This is a genomic window from Nocardioides baekrokdamisoli (assembly GCF_003945325.1).
Taxonomy (GTDB): Bacteria; Actinomycetota; Actinomycetes; order Propionibacteriales; family Nocardioidaceae; genus Nocardioides; species Nocardioides baekrokdamisoli.
Window position 1 is genome coordinate 966,553 of record NZ_AP019307.1, and the last position, 14,754, is coordinate 981,306.

The following is a 14,754-nucleotide window of genomic DNA, read 5'->3' on the forward strand; positions in this document are numbered from 1 at the left end:
GTGACCGGACGCGATCGCGATGAGGCGGGTCGGCCGCGACAGGCTCGACCCAGGGATGCCCTCGGGCGACCACTCCCCTACGGCACCACCGGTGTTGAACCAGTATCGGAAAAGCCACTTCCTCCACTCGAGACGATCGCTGAGGCGAGGCGCCTGCTCGACGAGGGCCGACCGTTCTCCGCCCACGAGGTCCTCGAAGCCCGCTGGAAGGACTGCCCCGAGGTCGAGCGCCCGCTGTGGCAAGGTCTCGCGCAGATCTGTGTCGGGCTGACCCACCGGGCTCGCGGCAATGAGATCGGCGCCGGCCGCCTGCTCGATCGAGGCCTGCGACAGATCGAGCATTACAGCGGCGAAACCTACGGCCTCGACCTGACGGCGGTCCGCAACTGCATCCGCCTCGTGCGCATCAACGGGGGCTCTGACCCCATCTGATGCGCACGACTACAACTTGTCGACGCGGGCGTAGCGCAACAACAGCCGCTTCACGCCCTGACTACCGAAGTCGATGCTCGCGATGGCCTTCTCCGCCACGCCCTCGACCACGACCACCGTGCCGAGTCCGAACGCGTCGTGACTGATCCGGTCGCCGGGCTCCAACGACGGGATCTCCACCGGCGTACGCGCCTTGGCGGCGGCATCGGCGCGTGCCGCCGCGGCGCTGAAGTTCCGTCGTCCCGCGGCGGTCGGCGGACCGAAACGGTTGCCCGCACCCCAGTCGTTCCCGCCGGTCTCCGGACGGTTCCAGCGCGTCTGTTGGGCAGCGTTGCGCTTCCAGTCCACGAGGTCGACCGGGAGTTCGTCGAGGAAGCGCGAAGCCGGGTTGTACGACGGGGCGCCCCAGGCGGACCGTACGACCGCCCGCGAAAGGAACAGCCGCTCGCGTGCTCGGGTGATCCCGACGTACGCCAGGCGGCGCTCCTCCTCGAGTTCGGTGGTGTCACCGAGCGCCCGCGAATGCGGGAAGACGCCGTCCTCGAGGCCCGTGAGGAAGACGATCGGGAACTCCAGGCCCTTGGCCGTGTGGAGCGTCATCAGGGTGACAACGCCCTCCTCGTCGTCGGGGATCTGGTCGGCGTCCGCGACGAGCGCGACACGTTCGAGGAAGTCGTTGAGACCGGGCGTGACCAGACCTGCGTCGACGTCGGCCGGGTCCGCAGACGGGCCGGCCTGCGGGTCATCGCTGAACTCGCGAGCGACCGCGACCAGTTCGGCGAGATTCTCGATCCGGGTCTCGTCCTGAGGGTCGTCGGAGGCCTCAAGCCACTCGAGGTAGCCGCTCCGGGCGAGGGCCGTCTCGAGGATGACGTCCGCACGCTCGCCCGCCTCGACCAGCTGTTGCAACTCTTCGACCATGGTGACGAAGGCCTTGATGTTGCTCTCGCTGCGGGTGGCGAGACCCGGCGCCTGATCCGCCCGCTGCAGCGCCTGCCAGAAGGTGAGGTCATCACGATTGGCGAGGTCGTTGATGAGCTCGACCGCCCGGTCACCGATGCCTCGTTTGGGCGTGTTGAGAATGCGACGCAGGGAGACCTGGTCGTCAGGGTTCGCCAGCATGCGCAGGTACGCCAGGGCGTCCCGAATCTCGCGACGTTCGTAGAACCGCACGCCACCGACGACCTTGTACGGCTGGCCGGTGCGGATGAAGACCTCTTCGAAGACGCGCGACTGGGCGTTCGTCCGGTAGAACACCGCCACGTCGCTGGCACTCTGACCGTCGTCGACCAGTTTGTCGATCTCACCGCTGACGAAGCGGGCCTCGTCGCGCTCGTCGTCGGCGACCCAGCCGACGATCCGCTCGCCCTCGCCCGCCTCGGACCAGAGTTTCTTGTCGCGACGGCCCGCGTTGTTCTTGATGACCGAGTTGGCCGCGTTGAGGATCGTCTGCGTGGAGCGGTAGTTCTGCTCGAGCACGATCGAGGTCGCGTTGGGGAAGTCCTGCTCGAAGTCGAGGATGTTGCGGATGTTGGCGCCGCGGAACGCGTAGATCGACTGGTCCGCGTCACCCACGACCATGAGTTCGGCGGGCTCGACCTGATCGTTGCCTTCTGGGTCACCGGCACACAGCTGGGCGATCAGGGCGTACTGGGCGTGGTTGGTGTCCTGGTACTCATCGACCAGGACGTGGCGGAAGCGGCGACGATAGGTCTCGCGTACGTCGGGGAAGAGCTGGAACACCCGGACCGTCAACATGATCAGGTCGTCGAAGTCGAGGGCGTTCGCCTGCTTGAGCCGCTTCTGGTACTCCGCGTACGCCGACGCGTACCCCTCCTCCAGGCTGTTGTGAGCGTCCTTGGCCACGTCGTCCGGGTCGAGGAGCTCGTTCTTCTGGTCACTGACCCAGTTGAGGACAGCGTTCGGCGGGAAACGCTTGGCGTCCAGATCCAGGTCGTTGAGCACGAGCTGCATCAGCCGCTTCTGGTCCTGGGAGTCATAGATCGAGAAGCTCGACTTGAAGCCCAGTCGCTCGATCTCCTTGCGCAGGATGCGTACGCACGCGGAGTGGAAGGTCGAGACCCACATGATCGCGGCGCGGCGGCCGACCAGATCCTCGACGCGCTCCTTCATCTCGGCCGCTGCCTTGTTGGTGAAGGTGATCGCCAGGATGCTGCCCGGGTGGGCCTTGCGTTCCGAGATCAGCCAGGCGATGCGTCGGGTGAGCACGCGGGTCTTGCCCGAGCCGGCGCCAGCGACGACGAGGAGCGGTGTCCCGGCGTGGACCACCGCGGCGGCCTGGGGCTCGTTGAGCCCTTCGAGGAGGGCGTCGGCGGTGTCAGTCATGCTGGTCCCAGACTATGACGCCGAACCGACGATTTCCGTCTCGAGGCGACGGAATGAAACTCGATGATTGAAGGTTCAACCAGCATGAGCAAGAGCATCGGATTCCTCTCCTTCGGACACTGGACGCCGTCACCGCACTCGCAGACGAGGTCGGCCTCGGACGTACTGCACCAGTCGATCGACCTGGCGGTCGCAGCCGAGGAACTCGGCGCCGACGGCGCGTACTTCCGGGTGCACCACTTCGCCCGCCAACTCGCATCGCCCTTCCCGTTGCTCGCCGCGATCGGCGCGCGTACGTCGAAGATCGAGATCGGCACCGGCGTCATCGACATGCGGTACGAGAACCCGCTCTACTTCCTCGAAGACGCAGGCGCGGCTGACCTGATCTCCGACGGCCGACTGCAGCTCGGCATCTCCCGCGGGTCACCCGAGCAGGTCATCGAGGGCTACAAGTACTTCGGCTACCACCCCGCCGACGGCGAGACGGATGCTGACATGGGTCGGCGCCATGCGGAAACCATGTGGGAACTGCTCAAGGGCGAGGGATTCGCGCAGCCGAACCCACGTCCGATGTTCGCCAACCCTCCCGGCCTCCTGCGGGTCGAGCCACACTCGGCCGGGCTGCGTGACCGGATCTGGTGGGGTGCGGCCTCCGACGCCACCGCCGAATGGGCCGGTCAGATCGGGATGAACCTGATGTCGTCCACGCTCAAGCAGGACGAGTCCGGCGAGCCCTTCCACGTGCAGCAGCGCAAGCAGATCGAGAAGTTCCGTGCAGCCTGGGACGCAGCGGGGCACACGCGTACGCCGCGCGTGTCCGTCAGCCGCTCGATCTTCCCGCTGGTGTCAGCTGAGGACCATGCGTACTTCGGGCAACAGCAGAGCAGCGACCAGGTCGGCGAGATCGACAACTTCCGTGCCGTCTTCGGGCGGTCGTACGCCGCCGAGCCGGACCAGCTGATCGAGCAACTGCGCGAGGACGAGGGGATCGCGGCGGCCGACACGCTGTTGCTGACGGTGCCGAACCAACTGGGCATGGACTACAACGCCCACGTCCTGGAGTCGATCCTGACGCAGGTGGCACCGGCTCTCGGCTGGCGCTGATCCACGAATCAGAATCGAGGCAGCGACAACGGAGCTTCGAGCCGCCCAGATCTGCCGACAGCAGGAGTGTGCGTCTCCCTGCCCCTCAACGAGCTGCAGCCGATCACGCAGACCGGGCGTTGATGTGTCCTACCGACGCACCTGACACGTCACCACGACACATCAACTCCACCGGCAGGTTCAATCCGCGCAGCAGATGACCGCCAGGTCGCGCCGCCGGTCGGCTGGCGCGGACCAGCCGGGCACGGCCGGCGTACGCGCTGGGGCCGAACGGTCGCGAAGGGTCGGTCACGGACCAAGGGATGCCGCTGGGCCGAGCTCGGCGCTCATGCGTCAACACCGAAGGTTGCGTCCATCAGGTGGCCGCAACCTTCGACGTTGATGACCTCAGTGCTGTGTGCCGGGCTTGGGTGGATGCGTACGCGTCGGCGAACCGGTCGGGTGCGGCAGCGGAGTCGGGCCCTTGGTGGCCGACGGGCGGCCGGACGGCGTCGGCGTCGCAGTCGGTGACGGCGTGTGCACGGGTGTCGAGGTGGGCATCGGCGGGATCGGCGGCACCTGGGTGAGGTCGAAGATGTCGGCCAGGTGCACGGGCTGAAGGTTCCGCTGCTTGATGATGTCGACGATCTGGTCCATCACGGACATCACCCCGGGATGGTTCGCGTGGCCGATCACCAGCCGCTGCGGCAGCAGCCACTGCTCGGCGTTGGCCACGATCCGGGCAGGTGGTTGGGGCGTCGAGTCGGCGAACGAGCCCCACCACATCGTCACGGCCGGATAGCCGAGAGCGGCCAGCGTACGGTCCACGCGATGGTTGTGGCGGCCGTAGGGCGGTCGAAGGAACGGCCGCCCGTTGGAGCCGTAGGTGTTCGTGAGGAACTGCTCGTTGTGCTGCACCTCCGTCGCGATCTCACGCTCGCTCAGACGAGTCAGGTCGCGATGGGACCACGTGTGGTTGCAGACGATCGCCTGGCCCTGGTCGACCAGGGGGCGCAGGTCGGGGGCGTGATCGGTCCAGCTGGACATGTAACCGTTGGCGAAGAAGGTCAGTCGCAGCCCCGTGCGTCGAGCCAACGCGATGTAGGCCGCCAACACCTCGGCGTCGGTGCCGTCATCGACGGTGAGGGCGACGTAGTTCCCACGCCCCGGAAGCATGGTGATGCTGCCCTCCGGAACCGGCACCCGGACCAGCCCCACCGGCGGCCCGAACATGCCTGCCGGAGCACGGAGCACGGCGTCGGTCGGACTGCCCGATGGCGTCGGGCCCGGAGGCGGTGCGGCGGTCCGGGTCTCAGTCGTGCCGCAACCGGACAACGCCGCGGCCACCCCCACGGCAAGAACCGCGAGGAAATCTCGTCGATCCACCTGACACCCCTGTCCTACACCCCTCCGATGCCGACGTTAAGGCCGATGGGGCGGCCCGCCGGGCGCCACGCGGGGTCGCGTACCTGAGAAAAGTCGAACAGTTTCGTGAAGGTAGAACTCGTTCTAGGGTTGCTGCATGGCTCTCACCATCGACCATGTCGTCGACATCGACGCCCCCGCAGCGACGGTCTGGCGCGTCCTCACCACCTTCGAGGAGTACGACCGCTGGAACCCGTTGGCGGTGCGGTGCGCCTCCACGTTGATGCCGGGACAGCCGATCGACATGTGGGTCCGCCTGGGACCGGGGCCACTGAGGCGGCAGCGCGAGCGAGTGCGTACGCACACGCCTGGCTCCGAGTTCAGCTACACGATGAAGCCGGTGCCAGGCGGGACGCTTCGCAGCCTGCGTACCCAGAGCGTGGCCGCACTCGATGACGGCCGTACGCGCTACACCGCCCACTTCGAGATCCGCGGGTGGCTCGAACCACTGGTCCGGTTGATGTTCGGCCAGACACTGCGACGCGGGTTCGACGGGGTCGCCGCCGGACTCAAGGCCCGGGCAGAGACCGTCTGACACCCCTCAGGGTCAGAGCGCATTCGAGCAGTCGAAGAGGTGGACCGCGGCTGTGGTCTGGCCTGAGGGCGGGTAGATCCACGACCCTGCCCGGGCACAGTGCCCCGCCACCCATTGCACGATGTCCGTGCTGGCTGATCCGTCCTGGATCGCGGCCCTGAAACCGTACGCACCGAGCAGCACCATCCGCACCTCGCCGGATCGCACAGCGGCCTGGAACTCAGCCAGTGTCGGGGTCGGGACGAGATGGGAGTAGCCGCCGATCGGCCAGACCGGCTCCCCCGTGGCCAGGATGAACGGTTGTGCGATGAACCAGCCCACCGTCGTCAACGGGAAGCGGGCAGATCCCTGCCGCTGCTTGGCGATCTGCCACACCTTGGCCGCGTCACCACTGAGCGTTGCGGTCGGGGCGACGAAATCGGCACCGTCAGCCCCGAAGTCCGCGACCTGTGCTGGTGTCGCCACACTGGCGAGGAGCGGCCCCGGCGGCCCGGCCGTCGCCTCGACGTCGGAGCCCGCGTACGCCGGGTTGAGGGTGGAGGCGGTCCAGGCGGCCGGACCGATCAGAAGGGTCGCTGTGACGACCGTCGCGAGAGCCCTCGTCGACAGTCGATGGAGATTCACGAGCAACAGCACCGCAATCGCGACCACACCCCACCGCAGCCATTCGACGAACGACGGCTCCACGGCCCACACCCACGCGGACCAACAACTCTGGAAGACGACGACAACAGCCATGGTGCGTCGCCGCATCGTCACCAGATCCACGAGGAAGGCCGCCGACAGCGCCGCCATCGGGGCCGCCAGTACGACCACGTACGCCGCATGCGGAAGCCGGCCGACGGCACTCAGGACCAGCGCGAACGTGACCCAGGCGCCGCTCCACAGCAGCCATCCGGCGCGCTCGAGTCCACGGTTCGTACGCCAGCCCACCACGATGCCGGCCAGCGTCAGCGGGATCAGCCACCCGATCTGCGGCAGGAGGTGCCCGTCGATCAATTTGGCCCACCCGTCGCCGGGCACGAACACAGGATGAGCGAGGCGCAGCCCCTGCGGCATCGCGCCGGGCAGGTGGATGCCGAGACGCTCCAGCCCGTTGTAGCCGAACACCATCGTGAACACGTTGTCGGTCGAGGTGCCGTCGACGTACGGGCGCGAACCTGCAGGGACGAGAGCCACGATTGTGACCCACAGCAGGGAGGCCAGCACGCAGACCGCCGTCGCGACGACGGCGCGGAGCGCTCGGACCCGACCGCTGACCGGGGCGCAGACGGAGTACGCGATCAGCACCGCCGGAAGCACCAGCCACGCCTCGGCCATCTTCATCTGGAAGCCGAGCGCGATCCACAGCGCCGAGGCGATCAACGACCGCGTGGCCCCGGTGACGGCAGCGCGATGCGCGCGATCAAGGGCGAGGATCAGGCAGCACGCGAGCGGGCCGTCCTCCATCGCATGAGCGAACGTCGGGGTGACGATCGGCGTCAGCACGAACAACGCCGCGGCCAGCCGCGCGGTGGGTACGCCCCGCCAACGGCGGACCGCGGCGTACAAGGCAACGATCGAAACGCCCTCGGCAAGGATCTGCGGAAGCTCGATCACCCACCCGTGGAACCCGAGCACACGGACGAACAGAGCCTGGATCTGCAACCAGCCGGGCACCTTGTCGACCGAGATCGTGCTGGCGGGGTCGAGCGCACCGAAGAACCACGCATGCCAACTCCCGGACATGCTCCGTACCGCCGTGGCGTAGTAGCCCGTGAGCGGAGCGCTCGCGAGATGAGCCGAGGCCAGTGCCAGCCCGGCGAGGACGATGAGAGCGAGGACCTGGCGCTCGCGGGTGAACACGGACTGGACAGACACAGTGCGCACCCGCGCGTACGCGCCAGTCACACCGGTGGGCTCAGCTCGCGGTCCAGATGGTCGCGACGCCGACGTTCGCGATGACGATCAGGAGCAGCGCGAGCCAGAAGTTCCTGGAGATCGACTCCTTGCGCAGGTTCGCCATCACCAGGCCGAGGACGACGATGCCGACGAGCATCATCACGCCCATCTTGGCGTCCCAGGCCTTGCTGTGGGTGTCGTGCACCTTCTCGACGATGTAGAGGGCGAGACCAGCAACGACGGTCGTGCCGGCGCCGTCACGCATGAGGAAGTTGATCTTCTTCACCGGGTCCTTGGCCTGGATCAGGATGCCGCCGAAGAGGGCACCGAAGCCGAGCAGATGGATCGCGATCAGAACGTTCTCAACAGCGGTCATGGCACGAGGCTAACGTCTCGCGGCGGCCGCTCAGAACAAGCGTCGGTCGGCGGCCCAGCGGGCGAGTTCGTGGCGCGAGGTGAGTTGCAGCTTCCGCAGGACGCTCGACATGTGGGTCTCGACGGTCTTGATCGAGATGAACAACTCGCCGGCGACCTCCTTGTACGCATAGCCGCGAGCAATCAATCGCATCACCTCGCGCTCCCGCTCGGTCAGGCTGTCGAGGTCCTCGTCGACGGCTGCGAGTGGGATCGCTCCCGCGAACGCGTCCAGCACGAACCCCGCCAGACGCGGCGAGAACACCGCGTCCCCGGCGTCGACCCGTCGGATCGCATCCACGAGTTCGGGGCCGGTGATGGTCTTGGTGACGTAGCCCCTCGCGCCCCCGCGGATGACACCGATTACGTCCTCGGCCGCGTCACTGACCGACAGCGCCAGATAGACCGGGCGGCCGTCGGTCGAAGGCGCCTGACGAATCACCTCGACACCTCCGCCGCCGGGCAGATGCACGTCGAGGAGTACGACATCGGGCTGCTCCGCGCGAATGACGGCGACGGCCTCCGCGACATCCCCGGCTTCGGCGACGACGTCGACATGCTCGGCGAGCTCGGCGCGTACGCCCCGCCGGAACATGGCGTGGTCGTCCACGATCACGACGGTGGTCATGCCACTGCTCCTCGAGGCTGCCGCAGACGCACGTTGGTCCCCTCTCCGAGCTGACTGACGATCTCGGCGGTCCCGCCATGACGCTCCATCCGACCGACGATGCTGTCGCGTACACCGTGGCGGTCAGCCGGGATCGCGTCGATGTCGAAGCCTGGCCCCCGGTCGCGTACGAACACCTCGACAGTGTCGTCGCTGACCTCGGCATAGACCGACACCGCCGACCCACCGCCGTGGCGTGCCGCGTTGGCCATGGCCTCCCGTGCCGCCGCCACGATCGCCGACGACTCGGTGAGCGGCGCGTCACCGACGACCACCGCATCGACCTTGACCCGGTGGGTGTCCTCGATCTCGGCGGCCGCCTGTCTGAGCGCCGCCGCGACCGTCCCCTCGACACCGGGTTCGTAGAGCCAGGTACGCAGATCTCGCTCCTGTGAGCGAGCCAACTGCGCCACCGTCTCGGGATCGCCGGCCGACCGCTGGATCATCGCCAGGGTCTGCAGGACCGAGTCGTGGAGATGGGCAGCAACATCCGCCCGTTCCTGAGAACGTACGCGCTCGGCACGTTCGGTCGCGAGGTCGGTGACGAGCTTCGAGACCCACGGGCCGACCACCAGCGCGACACCTCCGAGCGCGAAGACGAACGCCAGGGTCAAGGTCCGTACGTCCGACCAGCGCACCTGTTGCAGCGACAAGGTGAGCAGGCCGAGCAACACCAGGACGAGGCCCGCGCCCGCCCGGGCGTACGCACCCCAACCTCCGCCGCCGAAGACGAAGCGCACCCACGACATCCGACCGAGCGGATCGGTCCAACGCGACCGTTGCGCCTCATCGGCCTGGCGCCACAGCAAGCCGACGCCGGCCAGCGCTGCCATCAGCGGCCACAGCACCCGAGCCGGGATGCCGATCGTCGGTCCGAGCAGCAGGATCCCGCCGGCACCGAAAGCGACCAGGGCGAGTGTGGGTCCGAGGTCCACCATGCGCCTCAATGGCCTGGGACGAAGTCCGAGACGACCAAAAGCCTCTGCCCCCACCGTCTGATCGGCGGACGGCGATCCCGCAGGCAGCATCACCCAGCAGGCCGCGTACAGGCCCAGCCCGAGGCCGCTCAGCGCGGTGGTGAGGATGAAGAACGCACGTACGCCGAGCACCGGGAGCCCCAGATGATCGGCGAGCCCTGCGGCGACGCCGCCCAGGAGCGAGTCCGTCATGTCCCGGTGGGCCCGACGTGGTTCGCCGGCCACCCTCGGGCGGCGTACGTCGGCAGGATCAGCAACACTCACCCCGGAATCGTCACATGCGCGCGCGTAGGCGCACATCAGTGATCACCCTGAGTCCCGATCAGGCACGATCTCAGGGTGTTCCCCGATGGTGGCGGGATCCCGGATCGAGGACGGTTGGACCATGACCACATCACCTGACGACACCGCAGTACCCGAGGACGTTGCTCCTCGACCTGCAGACCCGGTCCGCGACCTGTCCCGGCTGCGCCGAACCACTGCTGAATCGCCGTACGGCCGCCACATCGCCGGCGTCGCCGGTGGCCTGGCCCGCCACTTCGACATCGACCCCCTCGTCGTCCGGATCGCGCTCGTCGTGTCCATGATGTTCGGGGTCGGCGTCTTTGTGTACGCGGCCCTGTGGCTGCTCGTCCCCGAGGACGGCAAGCACCACGCCCCGATCCATCTCGATGCACGTACCCGCACCGTGCTGCTGTGGGGTACCGCGGCGGTGGCCGCGGTCTGGCTGCTCGGACTGCCGTTCGGCACCCACGACTGGTTCCCCTGGCCGCTGGTGGTCATCGGCATCGTCGTCGCGGTGGTGACCAACCGTCGTGAGCGCCGCCGGTCCTGGGCCTCCCCTATCGCCAACGGTTCCGTCAGCCCCCAGACGAACGACACCACCGTCATGGGCGCTGCCGGCGAGCCGACGTACGTCGCCCCGCGACCGAGGCGCAATGGCCCGGTCTGGTTCGGATTCGCGCTCGCGACGATCGCCGTCGGCGAAGGCATCCTGGGCCTGATGGCCGCAGCCGGACATCACCCGAACCTCGGTGCGTACCCGGCGCTGGCACTGGCCGTCATCGGTGCGTACCTCATCGTCGGCGCCTTCTGGGGACGTGCCGGTGGTCTCATCGCCCTCGGCATCGTGGCCGCGTTCGCCACCGTCGTCGGCACCGCGGGCAACGGGGTCGGACAGGGCAAGACCCTCGACATCACCCCGACGAGTGCTGCCGCCGTGATGCCGTCGTACAGCCTCGGCACCGGATCACTCACCGTCGACCTCACCCAGGTCAGTGACCAGAAGGCGCTCGACGGTCGGGTCCTCGACCTCAACGGCACGTTCGGGCGGATCCAGCTGATCGTTCCCTCCGGCACCGGGGTCATCTTCCACGGCACCGTCCGCGGGGCCGGGTCGATCCAGACCTGGGACGACGAGCACGACGGCCCAAGGGCCACGTACGACCACACCTTCCCGGCAGCCGCCGGCCACCCGACCATCACCGTCGACGCGTCGATCCGCTTCGGCGCCATCCAGCTCAGGAGCGAATGATGAACCCCAATTCCGTACGCGTCGGACAACTCGTGATGGGCCTGGTGTTCCTGCTGCTGACCGGCGTCTGGGGGCTCTACGCCAGCGACACCATCGGGACCGACAACCTGCGCTGGCTGATCCCGCTCCCCCTGCTCATCGGCGGCGGAGCAAGCCTGGTGGCGCTGGCCGTGACCAGTCGCAAGCGCAGCTGACGCAGACGCCTACGGGGTGTCCTCGCCCCGCCACGTCACTCCGGTACGGATCACCCGTGCCGGGGTGCCGGCTGCCGCGGCCTGTGCCGGGATCGTCTGGTTGCGGACGAGGCTGCGCATGCCGATGACCGACCCGTCGCCGACCGCGACGTTGCCGGTCACGACGGCGTCCCGAGCGATCCACACATGCTCGCCCAGCGTGATCCGACCGCCGAAGGCGTTGATCCGATCCCCCGTGGCAACATCTTCCAGCCGGTGCATGTCGTCAGTGGCCAGATAGAGGTTGTCGGCCCAGAGTTGGTCGGGCTGGGCGATGATGTGGCCGCCATTGCGTGCGTCGAGCATCGTGCGGCCGGTGCCAGTGGTGCGGCCGTTGAGGATGATCTCCGAATGGGCGCCGCAGTAGATGTCGCCCCACAGGAGGTTCACCTCCGGGCCGAAGAAGACCACCGGTCCGTCCCCACCCACGAGCAGGCTGGCGACCGGCTCCATGGTCGAGGCGACCACGAACAACGAATCAGCGAAGGGGATCCCGGTCATCGTCTCGATGAGCCGTGCCGGCAGATCTACGTCAGGCACGACGAACAGGTGGTTGCGCTGGAGCGACCACCAGTCCGGCAGAGGATCGATGACTTCCCGCAGCGACAGTCCGTCCAGGACGTCCTGGCGTACGCCAGCACTCAGCAGTCGAGCGCGTACGCCCTGCGACGGCTCATCTCCCAACACCCAGGTCACGCGGCAACCCTACGGAAGCCCTGAGCCTCAGAGCTTCGCGGGGACACCAAACAGATGCGCGTCGTGATTCCCGGTTGCCACGTACGGACGGCACGGCTCGTTGCGCAGCGACGGGCAGGCCGGCAGCGGCGTCGGTGCCGGGCCGTCCGAGGTCACCGGAAGCACGAGGTACGACCCGAACTGGGCGCCGAGCCCGATGGAGACGGTGCTGGTGCCCGACGGCGGCTGGGTCTCGACGAAGTTCCAGATCGGCTGGTCGCCGTTGAGCCCGGAGATCGTGACCCGGATCCGCGAACCGGCCCGGTAGACGTGCCCCTCGTAGTAGAGCGGGATCGCGACCTTGGTGTACTTGCCGGCCGGCATCGGACGTACGTCGCTGGCCAGCAGGCTCGAGAACGGCTCCATCTCGGTGCTGGGCTGCTTCATCGGGCTGCCGGTGGCGCCGGCGAGCTTGCGTTCGCTCAGCCGCTGCCAGCCGTTCTGGACGAACGTCTCCTTGCCGTCGGGGCGGATCTCGGTGACCGTCGCCTGCAGGTCGACGTCCGGCGTACTCGACTTGACCCAGACGTAGACCGCGCCGGCGCCGAGGACGGTCGTGTCCTTGGTCAACGCAGGGGTGACGTACGAGACCTGGTTGGCCGCCGGAGGCTGCTTCCAGTTGTAGCTCCACTGCGAGGCGTTGCCCCACAGCCCGCCGGTGCCCACACCGGTCCCGAGCTTGGCGTTCCAGCTGTTGAGCGGGGTCGCCTTCGGGTTGGCGACGAAGGTGTCGGCGACGCTGATGCCCGGAGCCGCGATGCTGAGCTTGCCACCCGTCGAGAGGTACCACCGGGCAGCGCTCGTGCCGGGCGCCGGGATCGAGGTGTAGCTCCGCTCGAAGGCAGCGATCGGGTCACCGTCGGCGTTGGTCGGCAGGTTCTTGCCGGCACCGTTGTCGTACATGATCGTGATCGGCTTCTGCGCCTCGAACATCTGCTGTGCACCGGAAAGGGTCAGCTGTGTCTGGATCGGGTCGTTCGGCAGCGTGATCGGATCCGTCATCGGGGTGCCGAAGACCTGGTTGAACAGGAGCGGCGCAACCACCTTCAGGAGCGCAGATTTCACCAGCGGGGATTCCTTGGCGACATAGACCTCGAAGAAGTCGAACATCCGGGTGAAGGTCGCTGGATCCAGCGAGTCCCCATGGGACCCGTTGGTGAAGTAAGCCCACTTCTTGTTCGTCCCGGTCATGTGCCGGTAGAGGTCTGGGCAGTGCGCACCGGTCTGCTCGTCCTCGAACTGGCACGCGAGGAAGACCGGCACGTTGATCTTGTTGACGAAGGTGATCGGGTCCAGCGGGTCCGCCTGGGACGGGATGTAGTGCTGGTTGGCGCGAATCTTCCCCATCAGGTCGAGTGCCTGGCTGTGCATGATCTGGTTGTACGCACAGGTCGTGTCGCCGGCGGCGATCTGCTTGGCCGCGTAGTCCTGGCCGGCACCCGGACCCGAGGGCAGCGCGTCGTGTACGCGCTCCTTGGCCCATTCCACGGCGAAGCCGTCGTTGATGACGCCGCCGGGGAAAAGCGTCGTGGCGACCGAGTCGATGGTCGAGAGCGGTGCGATCGCCGCGAGCGACGGCGGCCGCGTCATGGCCGCGAACAGCTGACTGATGCCGCCGTACGAGATGCCGAGCATGCCGACCTTGTGGCCCTTGACCCACGGCTGGGCAGCGACGGCCTCGATGGCGTCGTACGCGTCCAGTTCCTGCATCCGTTCGAAGAAGTCGTACGCGCCGCCGGAACAGCCGGAGCCACGGATCTGCACGTCGACGACGGCGAAGCCCATCAGGTTCGCCAGCGCCGCGATGCCGTTCTGCGGCCCGTGCGGGTCCGCGGTGCCGTACCCGGAGTACTCGATCAGGGTCGGGTACGGGGCCGCGTACGCGGGTCCCTGCAGCGCCGAGGCGACCTCGGGCGGGAGGCCCACTCCGAGCGTCGCCGGCCGGGTCGGCAGGCTCACCATGTACGCCAGCTTGGTGCCGTCACGAGTGGTCAGATAGCCGTACCCGGTGTCGGGGATGTTCTGACTGCGGATGGCGCCGAGGTTCCACGGGGTGTCCACATCGCTGTGCACGGCGATCGGGCCGGACAGGTGACCGTTGAGCCTGAGTCGGTAGCCGGCACCGGCGGGCACGTTGCGGAACAGGAGCGCGCCGAGGGGACTCGTCGTCTGCGTGCGCATCGCCGCACCCGACGGGCTGATCAGCGTCACCGGCACACTCTTGGGGAGCCGCTCCGACCAGATCTGGCGGGCGCCACCGAAGGCGACGATCTTGTACCCGGCGGCCTGAGCAGCTGGTGCGGCGACCTCCACTGCCGTCAACGAAGCCGCCACCACGGCCGTAGCCGCCACCAGCGTCCGCACGATGCGCGACCGACCCATCAGACCTCCAGGTTCCGTGGCCGGCACACCGACCTCTCGAGAGGCTAACTCCGGCCACAGTCAGGCGTAACGGTTTGGCCACAACTTTCTATAACTCGTTCTACAACCGC

At 67.8% G+C, this 14,754-nt stretch carries 13 protein-coding genes; 5 read left to right on the forward strand and 8 right to left on the reverse strand.

Annotation, left to right across the window (positions count from 1 at the left end; translation table 11 throughout):
• The gene (locus KCTC_RS04600) at window positions 1-432 is read left to right on the forward strand and encodes a DUF309 domain-containing protein (RefSeq protein WP_125567186.1); all 432 of its coding nucleotides are present in this window, start codon (window positions 1-3) and stop codon (window positions 430-432) included.
• A 9-nt stretch (window positions 433-441) separates the two neighbouring features.
• On the opposite strand, the gene pcrA is transcribed toward KCTC_RS04600, so the two are convergent.
• A complete protein-coding gene (pcrA, locus tag KCTC_RS04605) occupies window positions 442-2,778 on the reverse strand; it encodes a DNA helicase PcrA (protein ID WP_125567188.1) in 2,337 nt (778 codons plus the stop codon).
• Between the two features lie 84 nt (window positions 2,779-2,862).
• On the opposite strand from pcrA, the gene KCTC_RS04610 reads away from it, so the two are divergent.
• Entirely contained in the window at window positions 2,863-3,882 is a 1,020-nt protein-coding gene (locus tag KCTC_RS04610) for an LLM class flavin-dependent oxidoreductase (protein WP_125567190.1), read from the forward strand.
• 387 nt (window positions 3,883-4,269) lie between these two features.
• On the opposite strand, the gene KCTC_RS04620 is transcribed toward KCTC_RS04610, so the two are convergent.
• Window positions 4,270-5,247, reverse strand: coding sequence for a polysaccharide deacetylase family protein (locus tag KCTC_RS04620; RefSeq protein WP_125567194.1), 978 nt, complete (start codon window positions 5,245-5,247; stop codon window positions 4,270-4,272).
• 136 nt (window positions 5,248-5,383) lie between these two features.
• Here KCTC_RS04620 and KCTC_RS04625 point away from each other — a divergent pair, with 136 nt between their 5' ends.
• The gene (locus KCTC_RS04625) at window positions 5,384-5,821 is read left to right on the forward strand and encodes an SRPBCC domain-containing protein (RefSeq protein WP_125567196.1); all 438 of its coding nucleotides are present in this window, start codon (window positions 5,384-5,386) and stop codon (window positions 5,819-5,821) included.
• 12 nt (window positions 5,822-5,833) lie between these two features.
• Here the strand turns inward: KCTC_RS04625 and KCTC_RS04630 are convergent, their stop codons facing one another.
• From KCTC_RS04630 to KCTC_RS04645, 4 genes are read right to left on the reverse strand one after another with little or no spacing between them, the layout of a single operon-like run.
• Window positions 5,834-7,681, reverse strand: coding sequence for a glycosyltransferase family 39 protein (locus KCTC_RS04630; RefSeq protein ID WP_125567198.1), 1,848 nt, complete (start codon window positions 7,679-7,681; stop codon window positions 5,834-5,836).
• Window positions 7,682-7,721: 40 nt separating this feature from the next.
• On the reverse strand, window positions 7,722-8,078 hold the full coding sequence (locus tag KCTC_RS04635) for a hypothetical protein (protein ID WP_125567200.1): 357 nt from the start codon (window positions 8,076-8,078) through the stop codon (window positions 7,722-7,724).
• Between the two features lie 30 nt (window positions 8,079-8,108).
• A complete protein-coding gene (locus KCTC_RS04640; RefSeq protein ID WP_125567202.1) occupies window positions 8,109-8,744 on the reverse strand; it encodes a LuxR C-terminal-related transcriptional regulator in 636 nt (211 codons plus the stop codon).
• Window positions 8,741-10,024: an ATP-binding protein gene (locus tag KCTC_RS04645; RefSeq protein WP_231998841.1), complete on the reverse strand. Its 1,284-nt coding sequence runs from the start codon at window positions 10,022-10,024 to the stop codon at window positions 8,741-8,743. Before KCTC_RS04645 ends, KCTC_RS04640 begins: the two co-directional genes overlap by 4 nt.
• 121 nt (window positions 10,025-10,145) lie before the next feature.
• Between KCTC_RS04645 and KCTC_RS04650 the strand changes: the two genes are divergently transcribed.
• Together KCTC_RS04650 and KCTC_RS04655 are read left to right on the forward strand one after the other, a co-directional pair.
• The gene (locus KCTC_RS04650; RefSeq protein WP_164512478.1) at window positions 10,146-11,294 is read left to right on the forward strand and encodes a PspC domain-containing protein; all 1,149 of its coding nucleotides are present in this window, start codon (window positions 10,146-10,148) and stop codon (window positions 11,292-11,294) included.
• Window positions 11,294-11,488 (forward strand): hypothetical protein, encoded by a 195-nt coding sequence (locus KCTC_RS04655; protein WP_125567206.1) that lies wholly within the window; start codon window positions 11,294-11,296, stop codon window positions 11,486-11,488. The genes KCTC_RS04650 and KCTC_RS04655 overlap by 1 nt, the downstream gene beginning before the upstream one ends.
• Before the next feature lie 9 nt (window positions 11,489-11,497).
• Here the strand turns inward: KCTC_RS04655 and KCTC_RS04660 are convergent, their stop codons facing one another.
• The gene (locus KCTC_RS04660) at window positions 11,498-12,223 is read right to left on the reverse strand and encodes an acyltransferase (protein ID WP_125567208.1); all 726 of its coding nucleotides are present in this window, start codon (window positions 12,221-12,223) and stop codon (window positions 11,498-11,500) included.
• A 27-nt stretch (window positions 12,224-12,250) separates the two neighbouring features.
• Window positions 12,251-14,644, reverse strand: a complete 2,394-nt coding sequence (locus tag KCTC_RS04665) for a CocE/NonD family hydrolase (protein WP_125567210.1) — start codon at window positions 14,642-14,644, stop codon at window positions 12,251-12,253.
• Between the last annotated feature and the right edge of the window lie 110 nt (window positions 14,645-14,754).

Excerpts from the sequence above, each read along its gene's own strand:
- pcrA (WP_125567188.1), bottom strand. The coding sequence starts at position 2,778 with ATGACTGACACCGCCGACGCCCTCCTCGAAGGGCTCAACGAGCCCCAG.
- KCTC_RS04610 (WP_125567190.1), top strand. The coding sequence starts at position 2,863 with ATGAGCAAGAGCATCGGATTCCTCTCCTTCGGACACTGGACGCCGTCA.
- KCTC_RS04625 (WP_125567196.1), top strand. The coding sequence starts at position 5,384 with ATGGCTCTCACCATCGACCATGTCGTCGACATCGACGCCCCCGCAGCG.
- KCTC_RS04635 (WP_125567200.1), bottom strand. The coding sequence starts at position 8,078 with ATGACCGCTGTTGAGAACGTTCTGATCGCGATCCATCTGCTCGGCTTC.
- KCTC_RS04640 (WP_125567202.1), bottom strand. The coding sequence starts at position 8,744 with ATGACCACCGTCGTGATCGTGGACGACCACGCCATGTTCCGGCGGGGC.
- KCTC_RS04650 (WP_164512478.1), top strand. The coding sequence starts at position 10,146 with ATGACCACATCACCTGACGACACCGCAGTACCCGAGGACGTTGCTCCT.
- KCTC_RS04655 (WP_125567206.1), top strand. The coding sequence starts at position 11,294 with ATGAACCCCAATTCCGTACGCGTCGGACAACTCGTGATGGGCCTGGTG.
- KCTC_RS04665 (WP_125567210.1), bottom strand. The coding sequence starts at position 14,644 with ATGGGTCGGTCGCGCATCGTGCGGACGCTGGTGGCGGCTACGGCCGTG.